28 protein-coding genes are annotated in these 21,614 nt (G+C 75.9%); 26 read left to right on the top strand and 2 right to left on the bottom strand.

Features of this window, described 5'->3' with window-relative positions; genetic code table 11:
* On the top strand, nt 1–375 hold a 375-nt coding region (locus tag F0L17_RS26615; protein ID WP_238421068.1), incomplete at its 5' end, for a hypothetical protein.
* A 114-nt stretch (nt 376–489) separates the two neighbouring features.
* Here F0L17_RS26615 and F0L17_RS26620 read toward each other — a convergent pair.
* Nucleotides 490–885: a hypothetical protein gene (locus F0L17_RS26620; RefSeq protein ID WP_155074325.1), complete on the bottom strand. Its 396-nt coding sequence runs from the start codon at nt 883–885 to the stop codon at nt 490–492.
* Nucleotides 886–1,064: 179 nt separating this feature from the next.
* On the opposite strand from F0L17_RS26620, the gene F0L17_RS26625 reads away from it, so the two are divergent.
* The 5 genes from F0L17_RS26625 (at nt 1,065) to F0L17_RS26645 (ending at nt 5,850) form a co-directional block, all read left to right on the top strand.
* A complete protein-coding gene (locus F0L17_RS26625; RefSeq protein WP_155074326.1) occupies nt 1,065–1,487 on the top strand; it encodes a DUF6011 domain-containing protein in 423 nt (140 codons plus the stop codon).
* Nucleotides 1,488–1,717: 230 nt separating this feature from the next.
* Nucleotides 1,718–2,671 carry a ParA family protein gene (locus tag F0L17_RS26630; protein WP_155074327.1) on the top strand — a complete coding sequence of 318 codons (954 nt, stop codon included), beginning with the start codon at nt 1,718–1,720 and terminating at the stop codon, nt 2,669–2,671.
* Complete coding sequence (locus F0L17_RS26635) at nt 2,668–3,606, top strand: hypothetical protein (RefSeq protein WP_162466935.1); 939 nt, start codon at nt 2,668–2,670, stop codon at nt 3,604–3,606. The genes F0L17_RS26630 and F0L17_RS26635 overlap by 4 nt, the downstream gene beginning before the upstream one ends.
* Before the next feature lie 1,309 nt (nt 3,607–4,915).
* The gene (locus F0L17_RS26640) at nt 4,916–5,434 is read left to right on the top strand and encodes a MarR family transcriptional regulator (RefSeq protein WP_238421069.1); all 519 of its coding nucleotides are present in this window, start codon (nt 4,916–4,918) and stop codon (nt 5,432–5,434) included.
* A complete protein-coding gene (locus F0L17_RS26645; RefSeq protein ID WP_238421070.1) occupies nt 5,431–5,850 on the top strand; it encodes a MarR family transcriptional regulator in 420 nt (139 codons plus the stop codon). The genes F0L17_RS26640 and F0L17_RS26645 overlap by 4 nt, the downstream gene beginning before the upstream one ends.
* A 74-nt stretch (nt 5,851–5,924) precedes the next feature.
* Here the strand turns inward: F0L17_RS26645 and F0L17_RS27950 are convergent, their stop codons facing one another.
* Nucleotides 5,925–6,686, bottom strand: coding sequence for a GntR family transcriptional regulator (locus F0L17_RS27950; RefSeq protein WP_155074328.1), 762 nt, complete (start codon nt 6,684–6,686; stop codon nt 5,925–5,927).
* Between the two features lie 510 nt (nt 6,687–7,196).
* On the opposite strand from F0L17_RS27950, the gene F0L17_RS26655 reads away from it, so the two are divergent.
* From F0L17_RS26655 to F0L17_RS26755, 20 genes are all read left to right on the top strand, one after another.
* Nucleotides 7,197–7,655: a hypothetical protein gene (locus tag F0L17_RS26655; protein WP_155074329.1), complete on the top strand. Its 459-nt coding sequence runs from the start codon at nt 7,197–7,199 to the stop codon at nt 7,653–7,655.
* A 30-nt stretch (nt 7,656–7,685) separates the two neighbouring features.
* Nucleotides 7,686–7,898 (top strand): hypothetical protein, encoded by a 213-nt coding sequence (locus tag F0L17_RS26660; RefSeq protein ID WP_155074330.1) that lies wholly within the window; start codon nt 7,686–7,688, stop codon nt 7,896–7,898.
* Between the two features lie 112 nt (nt 7,899–8,010).
* Nucleotides 8,011–8,178: a hypothetical protein gene (locus tag F0L17_RS26665; RefSeq protein WP_155074331.1), complete on the top strand. Its 168-nt coding sequence runs from the start codon at nt 8,011–8,013 to the stop codon at nt 8,176–8,178.
* Nucleotides 8,178–8,423 carry a hypothetical protein gene (locus F0L17_RS26670; protein ID WP_155074332.1) on the top strand — a complete coding sequence of 82 codons (246 nt, stop codon included), beginning with the start codon at nt 8,178–8,180 and terminating at the stop codon, nt 8,421–8,423. The genes F0L17_RS26665 and F0L17_RS26670 overlap by 1 nt, the downstream gene beginning before the upstream one ends.
* Before the next feature lie 100 nt (nt 8,424–8,523).
* The gene (locus F0L17_RS26675; protein WP_155074333.1) at nt 8,524–8,751 is read left to right on the top strand and encodes a hypothetical protein; all 228 of its coding nucleotides are present in this window, start codon (nt 8,524–8,526) and stop codon (nt 8,749–8,751) included.
* A gap of 4 nt (nt 8,752–8,755) precedes the next feature.
* The gene (locus F0L17_RS26680; RefSeq protein WP_155074334.1) at nt 8,756–8,929 is read left to right on the top strand and encodes a hypothetical protein; all 174 of its coding nucleotides are present in this window, start codon (nt 8,756–8,758) and stop codon (nt 8,927–8,929) included.
* A gap of 164 nt (nt 8,930–9,093) precedes the next feature.
* Complete coding sequence (locus tag F0L17_RS26685; RefSeq protein ID WP_155074335.1) at nt 9,094–10,719, top strand: DUF2637 domain-containing protein; 1,626 nt, start codon at nt 9,094–9,096, stop codon at nt 10,717–10,719.
* Between the two features lie 199 nt (nt 10,720–10,918).
* Nucleotides 10,919–11,482 (top strand): hypothetical protein, encoded by a 564-nt coding sequence (locus tag F0L17_RS26690; RefSeq protein ID WP_338018307.1) that lies wholly within the window; start codon nt 10,919–10,921, stop codon nt 11,480–11,482.
* Between the two features lie 3 nt (nt 11,483–11,485).
* Nucleotides 11,486–11,725 (top strand): hypothetical protein, encoded by a 240-nt coding sequence (locus F0L17_RS26695; RefSeq protein ID WP_155074336.1) that lies wholly within the window; start codon nt 11,486–11,488, stop codon nt 11,723–11,725.
* A gap of 337 nt (nt 11,726–12,062) precedes the next feature.
* Nucleotides 12,063–13,949, top strand: coding sequence for a hypothetical protein (locus F0L17_RS26700; RefSeq protein ID WP_202918012.1), 1,887 nt, complete (start codon nt 12,063–12,065; stop codon nt 13,947–13,949).
* 5 nt (nt 13,950–13,954) lie between these two features.
* On the top strand, nt 13,955–14,371 hold the full coding sequence (locus F0L17_RS26705; protein ID WP_162466936.1) for a conjugal transfer protein TraB: 417 nt from the start codon (nt 13,955–13,957) through the stop codon (nt 14,369–14,371).
* A gap of 84 nt (nt 14,372–14,455) precedes the next feature.
* The gene (locus F0L17_RS27960; RefSeq protein WP_238421071.1) at nt 14,456–16,771 is read left to right on the top strand and encodes an ATP-binding protein; all 2,316 of its coding nucleotides are present in this window, start codon (nt 14,456–14,458) and stop codon (nt 16,769–16,771) included.
* Between the two features lie 69 nt (nt 16,772–16,840).
* Entirely contained in the window at nt 16,841–16,996 is a 156-nt protein-coding gene (locus F0L17_RS26720; RefSeq protein WP_155074338.1) for a hypothetical protein, read from the top strand.
* Between the two features lie 88 nt (nt 16,997–17,084).
* Nucleotides 17,085–17,615 carry a DUF6197 family protein gene (locus F0L17_RS26725; RefSeq protein WP_155074339.1) on the top strand — a complete coding sequence of 177 codons (531 nt, stop codon included), beginning with the start codon at nt 17,085–17,087 and terminating at the stop codon, nt 17,613–17,615.
* Between the two features lie 149 nt (nt 17,616–17,764).
* The gene (locus F0L17_RS26730; RefSeq protein ID WP_155074340.1) at nt 17,765–18,277 is read left to right on the top strand and encodes a hypothetical protein; all 513 of its coding nucleotides are present in this window, start codon (nt 17,765–17,767) and stop codon (nt 18,275–18,277) included.
* Nucleotides 18,278–18,789: 512 nt separating this feature from the next.
* The gene (locus F0L17_RS26735; RefSeq protein WP_155074341.1) at nt 18,790–18,981 is read left to right on the top strand and encodes a hypothetical protein; all 192 of its coding nucleotides are present in this window, start codon (nt 18,790–18,792) and stop codon (nt 18,979–18,981) included.
* A gap of 92 nt (nt 18,982–19,073) precedes the next feature.
* Nucleotides 19,074–19,454 carry a hypothetical protein gene (locus tag F0L17_RS26740; protein WP_155074342.1) on the top strand — a complete coding sequence of 127 codons (381 nt, stop codon included), beginning with the start codon at nt 19,074–19,076 and terminating at the stop codon, nt 19,452–19,454.
* On the top strand, nt 19,451–19,900 hold the full coding sequence (locus F0L17_RS26745; RefSeq protein WP_155074343.1) for a hypothetical protein: 450 nt from the start codon (nt 19,451–19,453) through the stop codon (nt 19,898–19,900). Before F0L17_RS26740 ends, F0L17_RS26745 begins: the two co-directional genes overlap by 4 nt.
* A 7-nt stretch (nt 19,901–19,907) precedes the next feature.
* Nucleotides 19,908–20,294, top strand: a complete 387-nt coding sequence (locus F0L17_RS26750) for a hypothetical protein (RefSeq protein WP_155074344.1) — start codon at nt 19,908–19,910, stop codon at nt 20,292–20,294.
* Nucleotides 20,295–20,553: 259 nt separating this feature from the next.
* Nucleotides 20,554–21,614: tyrosine-type recombinase/integrase (locus F0L17_RS26755; protein ID WP_155074345.1), on the top strand; the 1,061-nt coding region annotated here is incomplete at its 3' end.

Consider the following 21,614-nt stretch of genomic DNA (forward strand, 5'->3'; position numbering starts at 1 on the left):
CATGACCAACTCCCCCGTCTGCCTGTAGACCACGACCACCACCAGGAGGACACCGACATGACCGCAGCGAACACCCCGGCCACGCCCCGGCTGACGCCCCGCCTCCAGGAGCACGTGGACCGCCTCACCGAGCGCACCGCCCGCGAGGGCCACCGGTTCCGGCCGTTCCCCCGGGACCGGTGGGCCACCCACGAGGGACTACAGGAGGAAGTGCGGCGCCGCGTCCTCCTCCTGGCCGATGAGGGCGTGGCGTGGGCCAGGGCGGCCCGCCCCTGGGCCGTCGCCACCCTCCGGGCGCTGCTCGGGGAGCGACAGGCCCGGATCGGGGTGGAGATGGAGGCGTACGCCATCGTCTACGACGCCGCCCGGCAGTAGGTCCGGAGGTTCAACGGGCATTCAACGGGGGTTCAATCCCGCCGCCCCATAGCTCACGCCGCACACGGCCCGCCCCACCTGCTGAGGGGCGGGCCGTTTCGCGTCCTGGCGCCGCTACTGGCCGAACATGGCCAGGAGCGAGTCCAGGTCGCCGTCGTCCGGCGGACGGTCGGCGGTGCGCTGCGCGCTGCGGGCGGCGTCGAGGCTCTTGCGGAGCTGCCCGGCCGCCGACAGGTAGCCCGCCTCCCGCCGCTCCACGGCCCGCGCCAGGGCGATGGCCACCTCTCGGTGGATGACCGCCTCCGGCGCGGTGACAGCGGCGAGCGTGGCGCGCACCGCGTCCACCAGAGCGCCGTCCTGCGGGGCCGGGTAGGCGTCCGGATCCGCCAGGGCGGCGGACAGCAGCTCGGAGGCGGTGGCGGACAGCGACTTGCCCCGGCGCTCGGCCAGCTCCCGAAGCCGGTCATGGTCGCGGGGCGTCAGGCGGGTACTCAGGACCTCAGACGGCATGACACGACGGTACCGGCCGTATACGCGCGGCCCGGCCGTGACCAGGCCAGATGTGTAGCGGTACAGGGCTGACCAAGGGGAGCGTTTCCCTGTTCTGCAAGGGTTTTGTAGCCCCCGGCGCCCCACCCGGGCGCGCTCCTGGTGGCGACGGTCGCCGGTAGGCAGGCATCCTCACGAGCATGGACACGCACCCGGCACAGCAGCTCACGTTGCCCGAGGGGGCCGGCCCCGCCGACGACCGCCAGGAGCACGGCGACCACCACCAGGAGCAGGGCGTGTTGTTCGCCGTGGCGTCCCCGGCCGGGGCGGGCGGGCCGCAGCTGAGGACCTGGCGGAGCCGCGCCCTCCCGGCCCGGAGGCAGGGGGCGTTGTTCGGCGTGGAGGAGCTGGGCGCGGGCGCGGAGGCGTGGGCGGCGGTGGCGACGTCGACCAGGGTCCGGCGGTGCGAGGTGTGCGGGCGGCCTCTGCGGTCGCTGGAGTCGAGGGCGGCCGGGGTCGGCCCGGGGTGCGCGGCCAAGCGGGGCCGGGCGGTGGTCTCCTCTGCCCGGCTGGCCCGGGTCACCCGGCGTCGCCGGCACCTGGCGGCGGTCCCGGCCGCGTGACCGTGTGGGCGGTCGGCCACCTCGAGGGCGGCGGCAGCCGCGGCGGGGGGTTCGCAAAAGGTTCGCGTTTCCGCCCTCCCCGCGCGGTCGCCCGTCCCGGCCTGGGAGGGCCGGAGCCCGTGCGGTACCTGGGCGGGAGGCCGGTTCGGCCGGGTCGCGTCCCGCTTCGGAAGGGTTCGTGCGCGTAGGGCTGTAGGTCCGGGCTCTGGGCGGATGGTTAGGTTCCGGGCATGACGACACCACCAGGAGAGCCGGGAGGCCCTGCCGAGGGCTCCCGTATCGCACTGCCGCCGCTGGAGACGCCGGACCGGCTGGAGGTCGTGGCCGCGTGGCCCGTGGACGCCCCGTACCAGGCGTGGCGCCCGCAGGTCCTCGTACCGGGCACGCACACTCCGGGTCGGCCGCCGCGCACGTTCGCCGTGGTCAACCAGAAGGGCGGGGCGGGGAAGACGACGACGGCGGTGGAGCTGGCGGCGGCGTGGGCGGCGGACGGGTACCGCGTCCGGGTCATCGACGCCGACCCGCAGGAGGCCGCGCTGTCGGCGTGGCTGCGCCCGCAGCACCCCGAGGGGGAGGAGCCGCGTTCGCTGCGGTCGGTGTTCTTCGAGGAGTGCACGCTGGCGGAGGCGACGTACCCGACGCGGTTCGAGGGGATCGACGTCGTGCCGTCCGGGCTGGACCTGGCGCGGGTGGAGTACGAGCGGCCGGTGGGCGCGGAGAAAGCGGTGGCCGCCGCGCTGGCGGAGGACGCGGAGGACGCCGGGTCCGCGCGCTACGACGTGACGCTGATCGACAGCGCGCCGTCTCTGGGCCTGGTCACCGTCGCCGCGCTCGCCGCGGCGGATGAAGCGGTGGTGCCGCTGCGGGTCGGCGGCCTGGACGTGATGGGCATGGCCTCGCTCCACAAGACGATCCGCAGCGTGCAGCGCATGCTGAACCCGAAGCTGCGGGTGGGCATGGTGCTGCTCACCGCGTGGGACAAGTCCGGGCTCGCCCGGCAGCTCTCGGAGCGGGTCGCGGAGGACTACCCGGAGGTGCCGGTGGTGCCGGTCCGGCGCAGCGTGCGCGCCTCGGAGGCCCCGGCCGCCGGCGAACCGGTGCGGTCGTGGGCGCCGGAGTCGACGGTGGCCAGTGACTACGCGCAGGCCGCCGGGCTGCTCCTGGCCCGGGAGGGTGCCGCGTGAGCCGCCGCCGTTCCCTGTCCCTGAGGCCGGCCGTCAGCGCCGAGCCGGACGACGCCGACGAGCCGGAGGAGATCGGTCCCGGACGGCCCGCGGCTGCCCGTGCCGGGGGCGTCGTGGCGGAGCTGACCGGCGCGGACGTGACCACGCCGCTGACCGTGGAGCAGGTGCCCGCGCCCTATGCGGGGAGCCCGGCAGAGGAGCTGGACGACCGGGAGCGCGCGGACCTGACCACGTGCGAGCGGGCGGTCGCCAGCCTTCAAGTCGCGTTCGCCGTGGCGGGGAAGGCCCTGGCGACGATCAACCAGGCGAGGCTGTACCGGGAGACGCACAGCACGTTCGCGGAGTACGTCGAGGACCGGTGGGGGATGCGCCGGTCGCAGGCGTACCGGCTGATCGAGGCGTGGCCGGTGGCCGTCGCGCTGTCCCCAATTGGGGACATCAATGAGGCGCAGGTGCGGGAGTTGGTGCCCGTGGCGAAGAGGCACGGCGTGGGTGCGGCGCGGACCGTGTACGAGGCGGTGCGGGAGCAGGGCGGTCGGGTGACCGCCGCGCGGCTCCGGGAGGCCGTGCGCGCCCTCCCGTCCCGGCTGGCCTCTCCTGACCAGGCCGGGGACGTGGTGCGGGTGGCGGTCGCGGAAGGCCGGCTGACCGCTCCGGCCCCGGCCCGGCCGTCCGTCGACGAGCACCAGGAGCCGGAGCAGGACGCCGGCGACGTCACCCCCGAGCAGGTGGACGCCGGGGCGGAGGCCATGGCGACGCTGGAGGCGGCCGTCGCCCAGCAACGGCAGGTGTACGAGGCGATCCCGCCGGAGGTCTTGGAGGCCGCGATGCTGTACGACCTCGGGCGGGCGGAGCGGCTGCGCCACGAGGGGGCGCAGTACGCGACCCGGGCCGGGTTCCGGTTCCGTGGCGGCGACGAGGGCGGCGGCGCGTAGTAACACGTACTGCTGTCACCGCCTGGTGGGCGGCCTCGAGGTCGCCCGGCTGTAACTGGGCAGCCGCGCGGGCCGGTCACGGCGCGCTGGGGGTCCATGGGGTCCCGGTCGGACGCCAGGGTCCATGAGGCTCCGCGGAGGCCCGTCCGGGGTGCTCACCCGGCGGGCCGTCGCCGTGTCCGCCTCCGGGGCGCTGTGCGGCCGTCTGACGGCCCGAGGGCGGTCCCGGCGGCGGTGGAGCCGCGCGGGGTGACATGCGTCGCTCAGGGGGGCGCTCACGGCCCTTGTCGGCGGATTGCCGCGTGTCCGTCCGGGCCGCAGTGCTGGTCTTCCTCGGCGGAACGGAAGGACGCCAGCACGCCAGGTACGTGGCCGCGCCCGCTTCGCCCGGGGCCGGCTCTTTCCGGCTGACCCACCGTCGTGGGGCACCGGACCTTGCGGTCCGGTCCGGCAGTGCGTCGCCTCCGTCGGCCGGACCCTGCCCAGTGGGGGTACGCCGCCGTTGCGGCCTCCTCATGGCGACCCCTTCGCTCCGCTCCGGGGCGGCGGGCTACGCCCTTGCGCACTCCCCCGGCGGGCTCCTCCGGACCCCCGCCCGCCGGGGACTGGAACGGGGGTGCTGCCGTCGCCGGATGACCGCCCCCGGCCTGTAGAGCCTCGGCCGCCCGCCGCCTGTGGTTCCGCTTGATGGTGCTGGTGATCACCGCGCGGGGAGAGACCTCAGCCACAGAACGGGACCCCCGGGAAGGCGCGGTCAGCAACGGCGGGGCGGAGGTACCTCAGCCACGGACGGCAGGGTCCCGCTGGCCCTTCCTGGGAGGCGGCGACCAGGCGCGGACGCCAGCGGCGGGGACGGGGCACGAGCGGGGCCCGCAAGCCCGCCAGGGCTGAGGACACGCCGCCCGGCTGCGCTCCCGGGAAGTGACCCGTACCGGGTCGCTGGCCTTCCGCTCCTGCTGGCTTCATGACCTGCGCCGACCACGGCCTGATGCTTGCTGTCCGGCCGGTGCTGGTGGTGCGTTCGGGAGGGGTGGGCCTTCTGTTAAAGAAGGGGGCCGTGCCCCTGACCTGGGGAAACGCGCGGCTAAGCGGCTAAAAAGCGCCGCTTAGGTAGCGAAAAACAGCCGCTTAGCTACCCCCTGCGCTCTCCTCGGCGCGGGCCGTAGAGGGCAACCCGTACGTGTGAACACCCCTCTTAGCGGCTGTTTTTCGAATGCTGAGCTGGTAAGTTACCCGTGTAATAGGCGGTCGCTCGGAGCTAAGGGGCGGAAAAGAGCCCCTTAGCGGGACGATGAGAGAAGGGCACGGGATGACCAGGAAGAGGGGGCCGAACATGGCCCTGGTCAACATGGACACCGGGGAGGCGGTGTCAGCACGGCCACGGACGCCCCACCAGTTCGACGGGAAGGGGTACACCTTGCAGTCTGTCGGCAGCGACGTCCCGCTGTACTCCCTCGGGCTTGCCGCGGCCGAGTGGGCGACGCTCGAATGGCTCCGCGAGCATGGAGCTGCAGCCGGGTTCGTCTCAGTCACCCCGGACGAGCTGGGCGAGGACATCGGCGCCAACGACTCCACCTGCCGCAAGGCACTGGCCCGCCTGGTCAAGCTCGGATTGGTGGTGAAGCCCTCACCTCGGGCTGCTGCCTACCAGCTCAACCCGCTCCGATACTGGGAAGGGGCCGGGAGCACTCAGGTCAGCGCGTGCCGACGCATCGCGCCGCCGCGAGTGACCCCGGACGAGAAAGCACTCACCAAGTCCACCAGCAAGCCCAAGAGCGCCGGGAAGGCCGCTCCGAGGCCCCGCCGCGCCGCAGGAGAGACGCGATGACGACCATGCCCGCTGACAGCTTCAATCCCGAGCGGGATCTAACCGTCCCGTCTGTCTACTCCCTGAACCTCTCTGCCGCCCAGCACTGCACGCTCGCATGGGTGGAGGACCACGGCGGCCTGTTCGACCCCATCCCCGTCCCCGTCGACACCGTTGCCGAGGACTGCGGCAACTCGGTCTCCACCGTCCACGAATCCCTCGCCCGCCTGGAAGGGCTCCGCCTCCTGGTACGGACGGCCGCCGGCCTTTACCGGATCAATGCCCGGTACTACTTCACGCTGCATCCCGAGTTGCGCGACATGATCGCAACCGCCCTGACGGACCCGCCCGTCATCCCGGACGACCGAGCCCGCGCGCCCCGCAAGGTCAGCAACACCGACTCCCGGCGCCGCCGAACCATCCGCCCCGTCTCCTGACCACTGACCACACAGCGAAGCGCCCCGCCCGATGCTCCCGGGCGGGGCGCTTGCGTGTCTGAGGGGTTGGACGGTCAGTCCTCCATGATGTCGAGCGTGATCCGGTGGTGGAGCGGGACCGTCGTGGCGGTCGCGTAGACCGTGCTGCCGTCGCTGTCGCGGGCCACGGCCAGGATGCGGAAGGCGGGCACCCCCTCCGACACACCGAGGACGTCCGCCGCCCCGGCCGTCATCGGCTCCACCGTGATTGACCACTGCGTATGGGCCAGGTCCCAGCCCAGCCAGTCAGCCATGCGCACGCCGCGCGGAGGCTTCACCGGCTCGGCGCCCACCGGCGCCAGCATGGGCGGGATGCCGTCGTACCCCTCCGGGCGCTTCCCGGCGACGGCCAGCGGGACCACGGTCACCTTGTGCTGAACCGGCGTGTCGTCCACACACCGGATGCGGACCCGCTCCACGACCCCCGTGCCCTCCGGGATGCCCCACTCAGCCATGAGGGCATCGGCGGTCACCTGGCGCACGCTGACGGTTTCCTCGCTCGCGGTACCGCCGTTGACGGGCTTCCAGGCCGCGTCTGCCGCCGCCAGGTCCGGCGGGGAGAAGTGGCCGAGGTGTGCGTCAGCGGCCGGGCCAGCGGTGACGATCGTGCCCTGTACGCCGCGCCCGACGCGCACCATGCCGGTGGCCTCCAGGTTGGCGTACGCGGCGGCGGCGGTCTGCTGGCTGACGCCGTACTCGGCGGCTAGGTCCCGGACGCTCGGCATCCGTGAGCCGTAGGTGTACTCCCCGGCCGTGATCTTCCGCCGTAGCTCGGCGGCGATCTGATTCCCGTTCACGTCTCATCCCTCCTGGTTGGTCGTTCAGTTGTGCCCACCGTACCAAAGTCAATCCTTCGGGCTCAATGTCTTGACATTGAGTTGGATCATCCATACATTCGTCCTTGTGCCCGCGCGTGACGCGGGGACAGCGCCCCGAGGGACAGCGGCAGTTGGACCGGAGGAAGCGCACGAGACCCCCGCCTGGCGGGAGTTGAGACCACCCATAGGAGGCCGCCCCGGCCGGGACAGGGGAGGGCAAGCGGAGTACCTGACACGGCTCCGGTCCTACGCGCCCCCGGGTCACAGCGCGGGGCGCCGGCGAACTGCTAGCGATGGCAGAGAGAGAACAACGCACGACTTTGAAGCGGCCCGCCCGCGCCCCACGGGAACGGGCGGGTCCGCGTGCCCGAGCCGCGTCCAGTCGCCCCGCTTCGGGGCGGCCGGTGGCCGCTCGGCCGCCCTCTCCCCGCCCGGGTGCTACCGACACCCGGACCGGGGACGCACCGCACCAACCCACCAGGAGGAAGCATGTTCGACTTCACCCGCGTCCGCCGCGCCGCCCGTACCGTCTCCGACGCCGTACGGTCCGTGGTCGCCCCGGCCGCCCTGGTCCGCACCGAGACCGTGCCGGACCCGGCGGACGCCTACGGCCCGGAGGAGATGCCGGCCCCGGAGGCCATCGAGACCGCAGCCGCCGACTACGCCGCCGCCTGTGACCAGGCCCGCGCCGCCGACCGTGGCAAGCGCCGCGCGAAGAAGACGCTCGGTCGGCTCCCGGCCGGGCGGTACGGCCGGTGGCTGGTGGAGCGGGTGCCGTCCTCCCGGCAGACGCCGGACCTGGAGGCCATCCGCGCCACCTACGCCCGCCTCGGCCTCGGGGACGTCCCCATGCGGCCCTGCGCCCCGTCCCTGCGCGTGACCGAGCTGGTGCCCGCCGCGCTGCCCGTCCCGGCCGCCGACGAGCCGACCGCCGCCCTGGCCGCCTGACCCCACCACCGACCCACCGAGGAACAGCGCATGGACCTGAGCCGAGACGACACACCGCACGACGGCGGGGAGCTGGTGGTCATCGAGACCGGCCGCCTGCCCGCCGGGGAGCCCGCCCGGCTGGACCGGCTCCCGGACGGCCGCATGCGGCTGGTCTGGGACGACCGGCAGATATCCCTGGCCCAGATGCAGGAGGCAGCCCACCGGGCCTACCTCCACCGGCAGGGGACGACCGGCACCTGACCGGCCCCGCCATCACACAGCACGACGGCCCCACCGGGCGGCGCTACCGACGCCGTAATGCCCGGGGGGCCGTCGCTGCGTCCGCTTCCACCACCAGGAGGAGAGAGAACGCATGCGACACCGTATCCCGACCTTGGCCGCTACCGACGCCTGCGACCTGTGCGGCTACTGGAGGTGCCGGTGCCGTGAGATCTACGGCTCCGCCACGCAGGCCGCGCCCACCGACTCCGACCCCGACATGGACGAGGCCCTGCGCCGGGTCCGGGGCGGGGGCAAGTGATGACCGCGTTGCACCGCATCCGCTCCACCCGGCTCCTGGCCGCCGCCGGCACCGCCCCCGACCGCCGGGAGCCGCCCCGCGCCGCCTGCTCCGGCATGTGGGAGGTCTACGACGCCGCCCGCTACCGGACCGGCACGGCCGCCGACCGGGCCGCCGCCCGCGCGGTCGCGCTGCGCACCTGCGCCGCCTGCCCGCTCCTGGACGGCTGCGCCCACGCCGTCCGTCCCCGGAGGGCCGAGCGATGAGGAGGGACCTGTGCTCGGGGTGCGGCGAGTCCAACGAGGACGGGTCCGCGTGCAAGCGCTGCGGCCTGTGACGACCGTGACCTCACGAGAGGAGATGACCATGCCCCGCACGAAACGCCGCCTCCCGGCCCCGCGCCGCACCCCGCACGTGATGACCCCCGGGCAGCTCGGCATCGGCTCCGAGGAGCCCTGGCAGCCCACCGGGTGCGCGTGCTGGCCGCCGGACCCGCGCACCGGGTGCCAGCACTGCCGCGTGTGCGACACCTGCCAGGACTGCCGCCAGTGCGCGGGCCGCGGCTGCGTCTGCGCGTGCGGCGAGGAGGACTGACGGCGTGGACTTCATCGCTGATCAGACCGCCGCCCTGCGCGCCGCCCTCCAGGCCGGCGACTCCGGCCGCGCCGCCCAGATCCTCACCCGGACCCTGCTGGAGTCCGGCCGCTCGTTCGAGGCCACCGTCCGGGAGATGACCGAGGCCGCCCGCCGCCAGCAGCACGGCGACCACTGACCGCCCAAGGGCGGCCCCGCTCGCCCCGCGCGGCGCGGGGCCGCCCTGTCCCCCCGGCCGCCGAGACCGCCGCTTCGAGCACGCCCGGCCCGACTTCGAGCACACCGGCCGCCGCTTCGAGCCCGCAGACTTCCGCTTCGACCACACCCCACCGGGAGGCACCCATGACGACCATCGCCCCGCCGCCGACCACGGCCCGACCCCCCGCCGCTTCGACTCCACCGGCCGCCGCTTCGAGCGCACCGGCCCCGACTTCGAGCACGCCCGGCCCGACTTCGAGCACACCGGCCGCCGCTTCGAGCACGCCCCGGGACCGGGCCGCCGTCCTCGGCCGGCTGCTGCTGTGCGTCGCCGTCCTCGGTGGCGCGGTGGTGGCCGGGATCGGGTTCGCCGGGTCCTACTCCGCGCTGCGACAGCTCGCCGCGCAGAAGGGCTTCGGGGACTTCGCGCCCTGGTTCCCCATCGGCGTGGACGCCGGGATCATCGTGGCCCTGGCCGCCGACCTCTACCTGCTGCGGCGCGGGGTGTCCTGGCCGTGGCTGCGACCGGTGGCGCACGGCCTGACCCTGGCCACGGTGTGGTTCAACGCCAACGCCGGGGAACTCTCCCCGGCCGCCGATCCGGTGGCCGCGGCGATGCACGCGGTCATGCCGCTGCTGTTCGTGGTGGCGGTGGAGGCCGCGCGGTTCCTGGTCGTCCGCACCGCCGACCTGGAGGCCGGCCGGGAGACCGGCGGGGTGCCGCTGCTGCGGTGGCTGCTCTCCCCGGCCCGCACCTGGACCATGTGGCGCCGCATGAAGCTCTGGGGCTTGCCCTACTCCGCCGTGGTGGCCCGGGAGAGGGCGCTGCGCGTCTACCGGGTGATGCTGGAGCGCCAGTACGGCAAGGCCAAGCACGCGCCGTCAGACGCGCGTCTGCCGCTGACGATGGCCCGCTACGGCCTCACGGTCGATGAGGCCCTGGCGCTGCCCCAGGCGGCCGAGGAGCAGGAGCGGGAGCGCCGGGAGGCCGAGGCCGACCGCAAGGTGGCCGAGGAGATCCGGGCCAAGGAGCGGGAGGCGGAGCGGCGTAAGGCCGCGCTGCGGGCCGATGGCTCGGTGAAGACCACCGCAGCCGAGGTGGGCGCCCAGACGGCCGCGGCGGAGCGCCTGGCCGCGCTGGAGGCCGAAGCGGTGGACTCCGCCGCCGTGGCCGAGGCCCGCGCCCGTGAGGCCGCCGCTGAGGCCCGCCAGGCCGAGGAGAGGGCCCGGCGGCAGGAGGCCGACCGCAAGGCGGCGGAGGAGGAGCTGCGCGCGGCCGAGCTGCGCCGCCAGGCCGCCGAGGAGGACCAGGCGGCCGAGCTGGAGGCGCGGGCGGTCGAGACCGAGCGCGCGGCCGAAGCCCGGCTGCGCGCGGCCGAAGCGAACCGGCGTGCCGCTGAAATCGAAGCCCGTGCGGCCGAAGACGCCGCCCGCGCGGCCGAAGCCCGGCGGCAGAAGCAGGCCGCCGACCGGGCCGTGGCCGAAGACGAGGCCGCCGCCGCCGAAGCGCGGCAGCGCGCGGTCGAAGCGACGGCCCGCGCCCTCGAAATCGAGCGGCGCGCGGTCGAAACGGAGGACGAACTGCGGCTCTCCCCGACCGAGCGGGCCGCCCGGAAGGTGGCCCGGCTGGTGCTGGCCGAGGCCGGCGGAGACGCCGAGCGGCTGCCGCTGGAGCGCGTGGCCGAAGCGCTCGGAGGCGTCTCGCCCGCCACGGCGTCGGCCCGCCGCAAGGAAGCCGCCGCGCTCCTGGCCGATGGCTACCGGCCCTGACACCGCGACGGTCCGCCCCCGTTGGAGCCGGGGGCGGACCGCCCGCTGACCGTACCGCCACCGAGGGGCGGCCCGCACCGGGCCGCCCCTCCCGCGTGTCTGGCGCTCACCACTGCCGCCCCCGGCCCGGCCGGGGCGGTTGTGGGACCTCCAGGCCCCCAACCCCTGACGACCGACGTTCACCACCAGGAGGAGCACCGTGACCGACTACACCCCCGACCTGCGCGCCGGGCAGCCGCCCGCCGTGAACGACGCCGCCGACTACGAGCGGCTGTTGGACCTCCAAGTCCTCTCGGCCTGGACCCTGGACCGGCAGCGCGTCCACACCGGCGACGAGCGCGACTACGGCGCCGCCCGCGCCACCCTCCAGGCCGCGCTGCGCGCCCAGCACGTCCCCGGAGACCGGCCCTGGTCGGCCCGCCTGCGCGCCCGCCGGGTGGAGAAGCACCTCCGCGGCCTGGAGGCCGCCTCCCGGCAGGCCGCCCGCCACGCCGAGGGCCTGCGCACCGCCTACGCCGACCACACCCGCACCCTGGCCGCCCTGCCGGAGCAGCGGGAGGCCAAGCGCCGCGCGAAGGAGCTGCGCAAGGCCGGCCAGGCCGCCATCGAGGGCGCGACCGCTAAGTCCCTGCACAAGACCGCCACCGCCGCCGCCGCGTTCGGCCAGGAACAGGGGGCCGGGGCGGCGGGCGGCCAGGCCCCGGCCGCGCCGGACGCGGGCCAGGTGCGCGGGATCTCCGACCTGTGGCAGAGGGGAGCGTGACCGATGCAGCCGACGACGCAGGCCGCCGCCAGCCCGGCGGCGGCCCGCCGCGAGGAGAACCGCCGCCGGCACCTGGCGGCCCGGCTCGCCGCGCAGGGACAGCGCGGCCCGCGCGGCGTCGCCGCGGCCTGGTGGGACCAGGCCCGCGCGGTGGCCGCCGCGCAGGAGCGGGCGGGCCGTCCGGAGGCGTGGGACGACCTCGCGCGGTTCCTGGAGAACTACTGCCAGCGCTACGGGCAGTGACCTTCATCATCCTCATCACCACCCGGTGACCGCCTCGCGCGCATTATGCGGACGCGCGGACGCTCGGGCGCGCGGACGCCCGCGCGCGTACGCAAGGCGGTCACCGTCTGTCAACCCTGGAAGGGGCCACCCGATGTCCAGCAACGTGATCAACTTCCCCGGGGGGAGCGGCCCGCCGGGGCTTCCCCCGCTCCCTCCGGCTCCGCCGCCCGCGGCTCCTCCGCCGCCTCCGGCAGCTCCTCCCGCCGCCCCGTCCCCCGCGCCATCGGGGGGCGGGGCGGCGCCCGTTGCGGGGAGCGGTCGGCGGTCGGCGGCCGAGTCCCTGGCCGCCCTCCCCGTGGCTCTGCCGTCCCTGCCTCCGCTCCCGGCCGCCGGACAGGTGCCGGCGACGTTCCGGTCGGAGGGCGCCGGCGACCCGGCCGGGCCTCGGCTCGGGGCGCTGTCCCTGTCGGCCGTCCTGGCGGTGGCGCTCGCCGCGCTGCGCGGCACGGTCGGTGTGGTCCAGGACTGGCGGCAGCGCCGCCTGGAGCGGCAGGCGGAGACCGCGCCGCTGCGCGCGGCCCGCCTCAGGGCCGAGGCGGCCGAGCTGCGGCACGGCGGCACGGGCGGCAGGGTGTCGCCGCGGGTGCCGTCCAGTCACGACTGGGGCCGGCGGACCCTCCAGCGCTCACCGGGCGGGAGCACGGGCAGCAGCGGCGGCGGGGGCCGGTCCGGATCAGGCGGCACGGGCGGCTCGGGGCCGTCGCGCTCCACCAGGAGCACGCCCACCACCTCCGGGAGCACCGGGGGCACCTCGGGCCGGTCCTCCTCCGGGGGCCGGTCCGGCGGGACGTCCACCGGCGCCGGGGCCGGGACCTCCGGTCCGGGACGCTCCGGCCACGGCTCCAGGTCCTCGTCATCCGGCACCGGGCCGGGCCGGTCCTCCTCGCCCGCCAGCGGCGGCACCTCGAGGACGCCCGGCCGTACCGGAGGGGGCGGGAGCGGGCAGGGCACCGGGGCGGGCCGCTCCTCCGGGTCCTCGGCTGGGTCGGCGGGGAGCGGGTCCGGCCGGGGCGGAGGGCTCGGCCGGACCGTCTCCGCCGCCAGGACGGCGGCCGGGAAGGTGCTCGGCAAGGGCGGCGGCAAGTCCTCGCCGGGGTCCTCCGGGACGTCGGCGGGTACCGGCTCCGGCACGCCGTCCCCGGCCGCCAACGGTGGCACCCCCGGTGCCGGCGCCACGGCGCCCACCGGCACGGACCGGAAGACGGGTACGGGCACGGGCACCGGGAAGGCCGGCGCGGGCCGGACCACGCTCGGCCAGGCCCTCACCGAGGAAGCCGCGAGGCGGTTCGAGGGCCGCCGCGCGGAGGGCCTGCGGCACCCCTGGCGGGCCGACCAGGACGCCCCCGACCCGGGACTGGAGCAGGACGCCGACACGGCTCAGACGCCAGGCCCCGGCCACGACACCGAAGCGGGAAGCGCCGACCAGGCCCCGCCCGGCGGCCCCGGCACCGGCCAGGAGCGGCGCCAGGAGGCACCCGCCGGCGACCCGGGTGAGGACCCGTTCGACGACGGCGGGGACTTCTGGATGGGCACCGCGCCGCCGCCCCCGCCTGGTGGCGGTCGGCGGTCGGCGTGGGAGTCGATGCAGGACGCCGCCGCGGCGGCCGATGCCACGGACGTCACGGTCGAGTCCCTGCACGTCCCCGGCGACTCCACCCGCCGTGCCCGGTACGCCCGCGCGGCGACGCGGGGCCTGCCGGTGGCCGAGCCCGGCACCACCACCAGCAAGACCACGACCACGAGGGAGGCGCCCGTGAGCGCACCACTGACCATGCCCGGCCCGTCCGGGGCCGCGCCGGAGCACCTGACAGAGATCACCCTGGATGACGTCCTGGAGGCCCTGGCCGCCTCCCGGACGCGCTGCTTCGCCACCTACGACGAGTGCGCGGCCCTGGCGGACAAGGCGGTCCGCCTGCGCGCCGCCCTGGCCGAGCTCGCGGAGGAGCTGGCCGAGCGCCACAACGTGATCGGAGACCTCACGTCGGCCGCGATGGTCCGGCTGTCGGAGTCCATGGACGTCCTCGCCCGCCGCGCCGAGGAGATGCGCGGCAGCTCGCTGCACGCGGCCGAGGCCGTGGAGACCGCGCACGACGCCATGCACGACGCCTACCGCCCCGTACAGCAGGCCGCCGCCGACGCGGGCCTGTCCATGCCCTCCGCCCGCATCCACAACGAGGAGTGACCGCCGTGTCCGACCTGGAGCCCCGCACCGCCTACCTGCCCGACCGCACCGACGCGCCGCCGTCGTTCACGCGGCTGGCCGCCCGGACGGCGACGCTGACCGCCTCCGCCCTGGCCCTGCGCGAAGGGCTGTGGGAGCTGCGCCAGCGGATGGAGACGGACGCCGACGACGCCGCCCGCCTGGCCGAGCTGTGCCAGCAGGCGGAGGTCGAGCCGCGGTTCGTCGCGCTCATCACCGAGGCGTCCGGCGCGCTGCGCGCCGTGGCCGAGGCGTCCGGCGAGCTGGCCGACGCCGCCGACCACATGGAGGCCGGCGCCCGCGACCTCCACGACTCCCACCAGGCCGAGTACGCCGGCGTGTACGAGGCCGTCCAGGCCTCAGGGGTTCAGCAGGCGCGGCCGGGTTTCTACCGGACCCGCTGACGCCCACTCACCACCACCCGCCCACCCGGGGCCCGGCCACCACCAGGCCGGGCCCCGGCCCGCTTCCACCACCAGGAGGAGACCGTGACCGCCCAGACCGTGAAGACCACCACCGCCGCCGCCCCGGCCCTGGAGGCCGCCGACGACCGGGGCCTGAGCCCGGCCGCCGCGCGCCGCTGGACGGCCGTGGAGCGCACCGCCTACGCCGCCGGGGGCCTGGTGGCCGCCATCGGCCCGCAGACGGACGTGTGGGGGCTGCACGCCGCCGCCCTCGGCGCCGGGGCCGGGGTCCTCTACCGGCTGTGGGGCCGCACCCGCGACCGGGAGGACACCACCGGCCTCCTGGTCGCCTCTTCCCGCGCGCTGCCCGCCCTGGGGCTGTCCGGCGCCTACGCCGCCGCCCTGGCCGCCCCCGGCTCCTCGTGGTGGGAGTACGCGGTGCCGGTCGGCGTGGCCGCCCTGGCGGGCCTGGCAGCGCCCCTGACGCGCTCTCGGGGCCTGCGCCGGGCCGTGGAGACCCTGCCGGAGACGATCGCCGCCCAGGAGCCCGCACACGCCCCCGCAGAGGCGTATGAGGACGGGTACCGGTCCGGGCTGGTGCGCCTGTGGGCCGCCTCGCAGGCCACCGGGCCGACCGTCCTCACCGCCGTCACTCTCCACCGGGAGGACCGGCCGGACTTCGACGCGGTGATCCTCGCCCCGGCCGGCTCCGCCGTCCCCGCGTCCCTGGACGAGCGGACCGTGGCCGCCGTCTTCGACGTCCCCGTCGAGTGCGTGCAGCTGGCCCCGGTGCCCGGGTACGGTCCCGGCCGCCTGGCCGTGCGCGTCGCCCCCACCGCCCGCCAGGAGCACGCCGAGCCCGGCGACGCGCTGGCCGCCCTGTGGGACGCCAGGGTCGGCGGGCCGGGCGGCGTCGCCCCGGGCGTGCGCCTGGTGGAGCACCGCATCCAGGCCGACCGGATCGCGCTGCGCGTGGAGGCCGCCGACAGCGAACTGCTGACCCTCCCCCGCCGCAAGCTGGCCCGCGCGCTCGGGGTGGAGGACCCCGAGCTGGTGATGGTGGAGACCGACGGCATGGCCCGGGGCGTGGTCACCGTCTACCGGGAGCACCCGCTGCTGACCGTGCGGGAGGCCACCCCGGACGATCTGCGCATGGACGCCCGCGGCCGTATCGCCATCGGCCTGCGCCACGACGGCAGGCCCGCCCGCTGGCCCCTGTACGACCCGGAGCTGGGCGCGCTGACCGACCTCCTGGTGGGCGCCCCCGGCTCCGGCAAGTCCGTCACGCTGCTCACGCTGCTGGCGGCCGAGCGGATCAACGGCGTCGTGTCGATCGTGGCCGACGCCCAGGACGGCATGAGCCTGCCCGAAGCCGCGGGCCGGGTCGCGCACTTCGGGGCCGGACAGGCGCAGTCCGCGGCCACCCTCGCCGCGGTCTCCGCCGTCGCCTCCTACCGGCAGCAGGAGAGCGCCGCCCGGGGGTGGGGCTCGTTCGTCCTCGGCAAGCCGTGGCGGCTGGTCATCCTCACCATGGACGAGATCAACCGCATGATCGCCGAGGACTCCGGGCTGCCTCAGGAGTTCCGCAAGTGGGTCGCCGGGATGCTCGGGGCCGGACAGATCACCTGGCGCAAGGTCGGCGTAGGCGTGAGGATCGCCGGCCAGTCCATCCACCTCCAGGACCTCGCCCACTCCGAGAAGATCCGCGCCAACGCCAAGCAAGGCTCTGTGTGGCTGGGCCGGGTCAACTCCTCCATGACCCGCTCCATGGCGGCCGACATGTCCAGCGGCAACACGGAGATCACGCCCGTGCCGAAATACTTCGGCGCGGGCGGCGCGGAGGAGCTGGAGGCCGCATGGGGCGGCGAGGAGGCCCCGACCGGGCCGGTGACCGCCGGGACCGCCTGGCTCATCCAGTCCGGGCAGCCCTACCTCTCCCGCGTCTGGCGGGCCATCAAGCGGGAGCGCACCTACCCGGGGTTGATCGACCTCATGGAGTCCGCTCCGGTGCCCGACTTCACGCCGGAGGAGGCCGCCGTCTTCCGCCAGGCGTACGCGGAGGCGCTGGCCGCCGCTGAACGCCTCCTGGGCGGGGAGGCCGACGAGGACGGCGGCCGGGAGGCTGCGCCGCCCCGGCGGGAGCGGTCGGCCGGCCCCGCCGCCCCGTCCGTCCCGGCCCCGCCCCGCACGCTGCGGGACCAGGTGCTCGAAGCCCTCGCGGGCGGCCCGCTGCGCACGCGGGAGATCCGGGCCGCGGTCGGCGTCGGCACCGAGGGCGGCCCGGCCTCGGGGTCCGTCGACAACGCCCTGAGCAAGCTCCAGGACGAGGGCCTGGTCGTCCGCGCCGGGCACGGCGTGTGGGCGCTGCCCGGCCACCAGGACACCCCGCAGGAGGACTGACCGCCAATCGCCTCCACGCCGCCCCCTGCGGCCGCCACACTGGCCCCCGACCGAGGAAGGGGGACGCGCGTGGAGGACTTCGAGTTCGAGTGCTGGCGGTGCCTGGCGTTGTGCACCGTCAAGGGCCGGCCCAAAGGGTTCTGGACTACCACCCACTACGAGCTGCCCACCGAGTGGGAGTGCTGGAACTGCGGCGCGATCAACCGCACGCCGCAGGAGGACTGACCACCACACCCACCACGACACCCGCGCGGGGCCCGGAGATCGCACCTCCGGGCCCCGCTTCGCGTCCCCGCGACCGAGGAGCCCTCACATGCTGACCCACGCCCCCGCCCGGACCCCCCGGGCCACCACACCCGCGCCGGGCCTGGACGCCCGCCTGGCGGCCGTGGACGCGGGCATGACGCTGCGCCTGGAGCGCGCGGCCCTGGCCGTGTCCTGCGGCGCCGCCCACCTGGCCGCGCCGGTCCTGGACCTGGCCGACGTCGTGACGCTGCCGGTGGAGCTGCCCGCAGTGCTGCCCTCCCCCGACTACCGCACGCCCGCCGCCGCCCTGCTGCAGCGGGCCGCCCGCCGCCTCGAGGCCGGCGGATGGTGCCAGGGCGCCACTGTGGCCGAGGACGGGGCGCGGTGCCTGTACGGGGCGGTCCACGCCGAGGCCGCCACCGACCCCACCGGCCGGGCCGAGGACGACGCCCTGGCCGTGCTCCTGGAGGCCATCCGCCGCCGATGGCCCGGCGTGGAGACCATCCCCGAGGCCAACGACCACCGGCTCCCCTCCGGCCGCGCGGCCGTGGAGCTGCTGGACGACGCCGCCGCTCTCGCGGACGCCCGGGGCCTGTGACGCGCTGGTGCCCCTGCCGTCCCCTCCGGCCCCCGGGCCGGGGCGGGCGGGACCGGCACCAGCCCGGTCGGGGGAAGGTCCCCCGATCCGCCCCCACACCCGCTGTCCGGCCCGCAGGATGGGCGCACACCACCACCAGGAGGAGACACATGACCACCACCAGGGCCGCCGTGTCGATCACCGACGAGATGCCTGCCGCGTGGGTGCGCGCGCTGGCCGACGCCATCGAGGCCCGCGGCTGGACTGTGCTGGACGCCTATGAGTCGGCCGTCGTGGTCGAGCTGGACGCCGACGCGGCGGAGGCCGTGCACGCCGCCCACGGTGACCGGCTGGTGATCGGATGGGCCGGGAGCGGGGAGGACGGCGACCCCGGAGAGGTCCACTGGGGCCTGTCCTCGGATGGCGCCCACGTGCCGCACCTGGACATGTTGGGGGGCGTGACCCCGGACGAGATCAGCGAGCGCGCTCACCGGCTGCTGCGCACCGGACGGCCCGAGCCGCGGGAGCTGCGCCACGCCATGCCCTACGCCGAGATCAGCGAGGCGTGCCGGTGCCCGACCGCCCACCCGTGCGGCGGGATCGTCCCCGACCCGGACTGCCCGGAGCACGGCGACCGCCGCGCGCCGACCATGGAGTGGCACTGGGAATCCGCCTGCATCTGACCCGCACCACCCCGAGGCCCCCGGCCCGCACCTCCCACGCGGAGGACGCGGGCCGGGGGCCTCTTTCGCGTTCGAGGACCGTCCCACGGAAGTAGTCGGCGCACTGGCCCATGCCCGATTGCGGCGCTGACCTGAAGCGCTGCCAGGTCCCGGACCGATGCCCGGCGCGACCCGGGACGCGACCCAGGGTGCGACCTGCGGGCCGCTCCGGCTCGCAGGGGTGCCCGCAGGCAAGTAGTCGGCGGGGGCGGCCTCCCCGCCGGCCCCCCTTGTCCTCCAGGTCAGCCCCCTTGTCCGCGCCGCCGACGGACGCGGCGCGGGAAGACCGGAGGGAAGACCGGGGAGAGGACCCCCGACCCGCCACCTCCCGCGCCTGCGCGCGTAGGACGGTCCAAAAAGTCCAACTGCCGTTGTCAGCCCTGCCCTCGGGGCCGGGGCGCCGGACGTGTCGGGGCCACTGGATACCGTCAGGTGATGACACGTCGTGTCGATCACTGACGAGAGGAGAGACCATGCCCGACGAAGCGCCGGAGTGGCTGACCGTGAAGGACTTCGCCGCCGCTCTCCAGGTCTCGGAGCGGACGGTTTTCCGGTGGCTGGCCGACCCTCGCCACCCGATGCGCGTCCGCCGGTTCGGTCCCCGCCGGAGCGTGCTCCGCATCCACCGGTCCGAGGCGGAGGCCCGGACCACCACCGACGCCTGACCCGCACCGGACACCCGGGGCCGGCCGAAGCGCCGCCCCGTCGCCCCGCTGGTTGTGGGCCGGGGGCTCCTGCGACACCGAGGGAGGCCGACATGCCTCACGTACCGACCGGCGGCCCGTCCGGGGCCGTCCCCGACGCCTGGCGGGCTCTGCTCGCCCGCACCTGGTACCGGACCATGCCCCTGGCCCTGCGCCACTCGCGATTCCTGGCCGCGCTGTACGCCGCGCACGCCCTGGCCGACTCCTCCGGTGCCCTCCTCGACGAGGGCGGGGCGCCCGTGGACCTGGAGGACCTCGCCCGCTCCTGCGGGGCCGGCCTGGAGACCGCCCGCCGTCACCTGGACGCCGCTCTGGCCGCCGGAGTCCTGGCCGACCGCTCCGGCGTACTGCACCTGGTGCCGTCCGCCGTCCCCGACTGGACTGCGGCCGCCGAGCTGCTGGCCGCTGGGGCCCCCGCCGGGAGGGCCGCGTGACGGGCACCACCATCACCCCGCTGACCCGGTGCCGCATCGTGCCCGCCCGGCCGGAGGAGCTGGAGGAGGCCCGGCGCTGCTGGCTGTGCGGCCTCCTGGACCCGGGGGCGCGGGCAGACGTGCAGTTCTCCCCGCACTACCTGTGCCGCCAGTGCTGGCCGCTCCAGCCGGTCAGCGCGCACCGGGTCGCCCGCTCCGGCATGGCCCTGGTCGCCCTCCTCGGTCTCGGCCGCCAGTGGCGGGAGGGGTTCCGCCAGGGCTGGACGCAGAACGCCGCCGTCCGGCACCGCATCGCCGCGTGGACCGACACCGGGCCGACCGTGGCGCCCCCCACGGAGCGGTTCGGCTGGATCACCACGGAGGCCGCGGAGGCCGCCGCCGAGCTGGAGGACCTGGAGGACGAATTCACCCGGGCCCGCCGTCCGCCGGCGGCGCCCTCTCGGTAGGCATCCGGTGGGCGCGTCGAGGGGGCGCAGCGCGCAGGCGGCCGAGAAGCGGGCGCGGGCGGCGGAGCTGCGCATGGCCGGGCTCACCTGGCGGCAGGTGGCCGAGGAGGTCGGCTACGCCTCTCCGGGGGCGGCGTGCAAGGCGGTCACGGATGCGGTCCGGGCGTCGGCACGGGCCGCATCCGTGGAGGAGTACCGGCGCCTGGAGGCCCTGCGGCTGGACCGGCTCCAGGCCGCGCACTGGCCGCGTGCCCTGTCCGGGGACGTGGCGGCCGCGCTGGTGGTCCTCGCCGCTCTGCAGCGGCAATCGCGTCTGCTGCGGCTGGACGTGCCGCAGCACTTCCGGGAGTCCGCGCGGCTCACTCAGGAGATCCTGACCGCGCTCCGGACGTGACCACCGGGCGGCCCGCTCCCTCACCCTGGGGGGCGGGCCGCCCGGGGCGCCGGTTTCAGAAACGGGCCCCCGACCGAGGGGCCGCGAACTGATATCAGTTCGCACTAACTCGCTCCCCCCGGTTGTCCCCCCGTGCCGAGCGCGGAGGAGACGTCATGTCGTGTCAGTCAGTGTCAGCGCGTGGCACCTCCTGTCAGTCCCCCTATTCCTGATAACGTTCCTTCTCAGGAAAGGTCAGAACGCCCCGGAGGAGACCGAGTTGGACGCCGACACCGAGACCGTCACGGCCGAGCTGGTGCCGCTGGAGGAGGAGCACGCACCCCTCCCCGCCCGGCGCGACCCGGCCCGCGACGCCGAACTCGCCCGCATGGTGCGCGAGGACCTGGCCGCCCTCATGCCCAAGGGCACCAGCCGCGCCTACCGCTCCGACGTGGAGCAGTACGAGCAGTGGTGCCGCACCGAGCACCTGCCCTCCGCCCCCGCGACCGCCGACCAGCTCGCCGCCTACGTCAAGCACTTGACCGTCACCCCCCGGCCCCGCACCAAGCGGCCCTACTCGCCCCGGTCCATCGAACGGGCCGTGGCCGCCATCCGCGCCGCCCACCGGGCCGCTCGCCTCACCCCGCCGGACACCACCGCCGCCCTGGCCTACCTCGCCGCGTACCGCAGGGCGCTGTCCGAGGCCAACGACGCCGCCGCCCTCCCGCGCCAGGCGACCCCGGCCCGGCCCAAGGAGCTGCGCGCGATGGTCGCCACCCTGGACCGCGCCACGCTGCGCGGCGCCCGGGACGCCGCGCTCCTCCTCCTGGGCTACGCCGTCGCCGCCCGTGAGAGCGAGCTGGTGGCGCTGGACCTCTCATCCGTCCGCGACACCGACGAGGGCCTGTACGTGGACGTCTACCGCCGCAAGGTCGGCCTCTGGACCCGGGACCTCCCGGTCCCGTTCGCCGCCGACCCGGCCCTGTGCCCGGTGCGCGCCTTCCGCCACCTGCGCGCCCTCATGGCCGACCACGGACTGACCGCCGGGCCGCTGTTCGTCCGCCTGGACCACACCGGCGCCCCGGCCGCCACCCTCGGCCGGCCCCGGAGGGACGGCACCGCCGACACCTCCGGCCGCCTCACCCCCGAGACCGTGGGCGACGTCGTGGAGCGCACCGCCCGCCGCGCCGGCCTGGACGGCCGGTGGACCGGGCACAGCCTCCGCCGCGGCTTCGTCACCGAGGCCCGCGAAAGGGGCGTGCCCTTCGAGCGGATCGCCGCCCACGGCGGATGGGACTCCCGCTCCCGCGCCCTGCTGGCCTACTCCGACCCGGGCCTGTC

Origin of the sequence: Streptomyces taklimakanensis, from assembly GCF_009709575.1 — a bacterium.
Taxonomy (GTDB): Bacteria; Actinomycetota; Actinomycetes; order Streptomycetales; family Streptomycetaceae; genus Streptomyces; species Streptomyces taklimakanensis.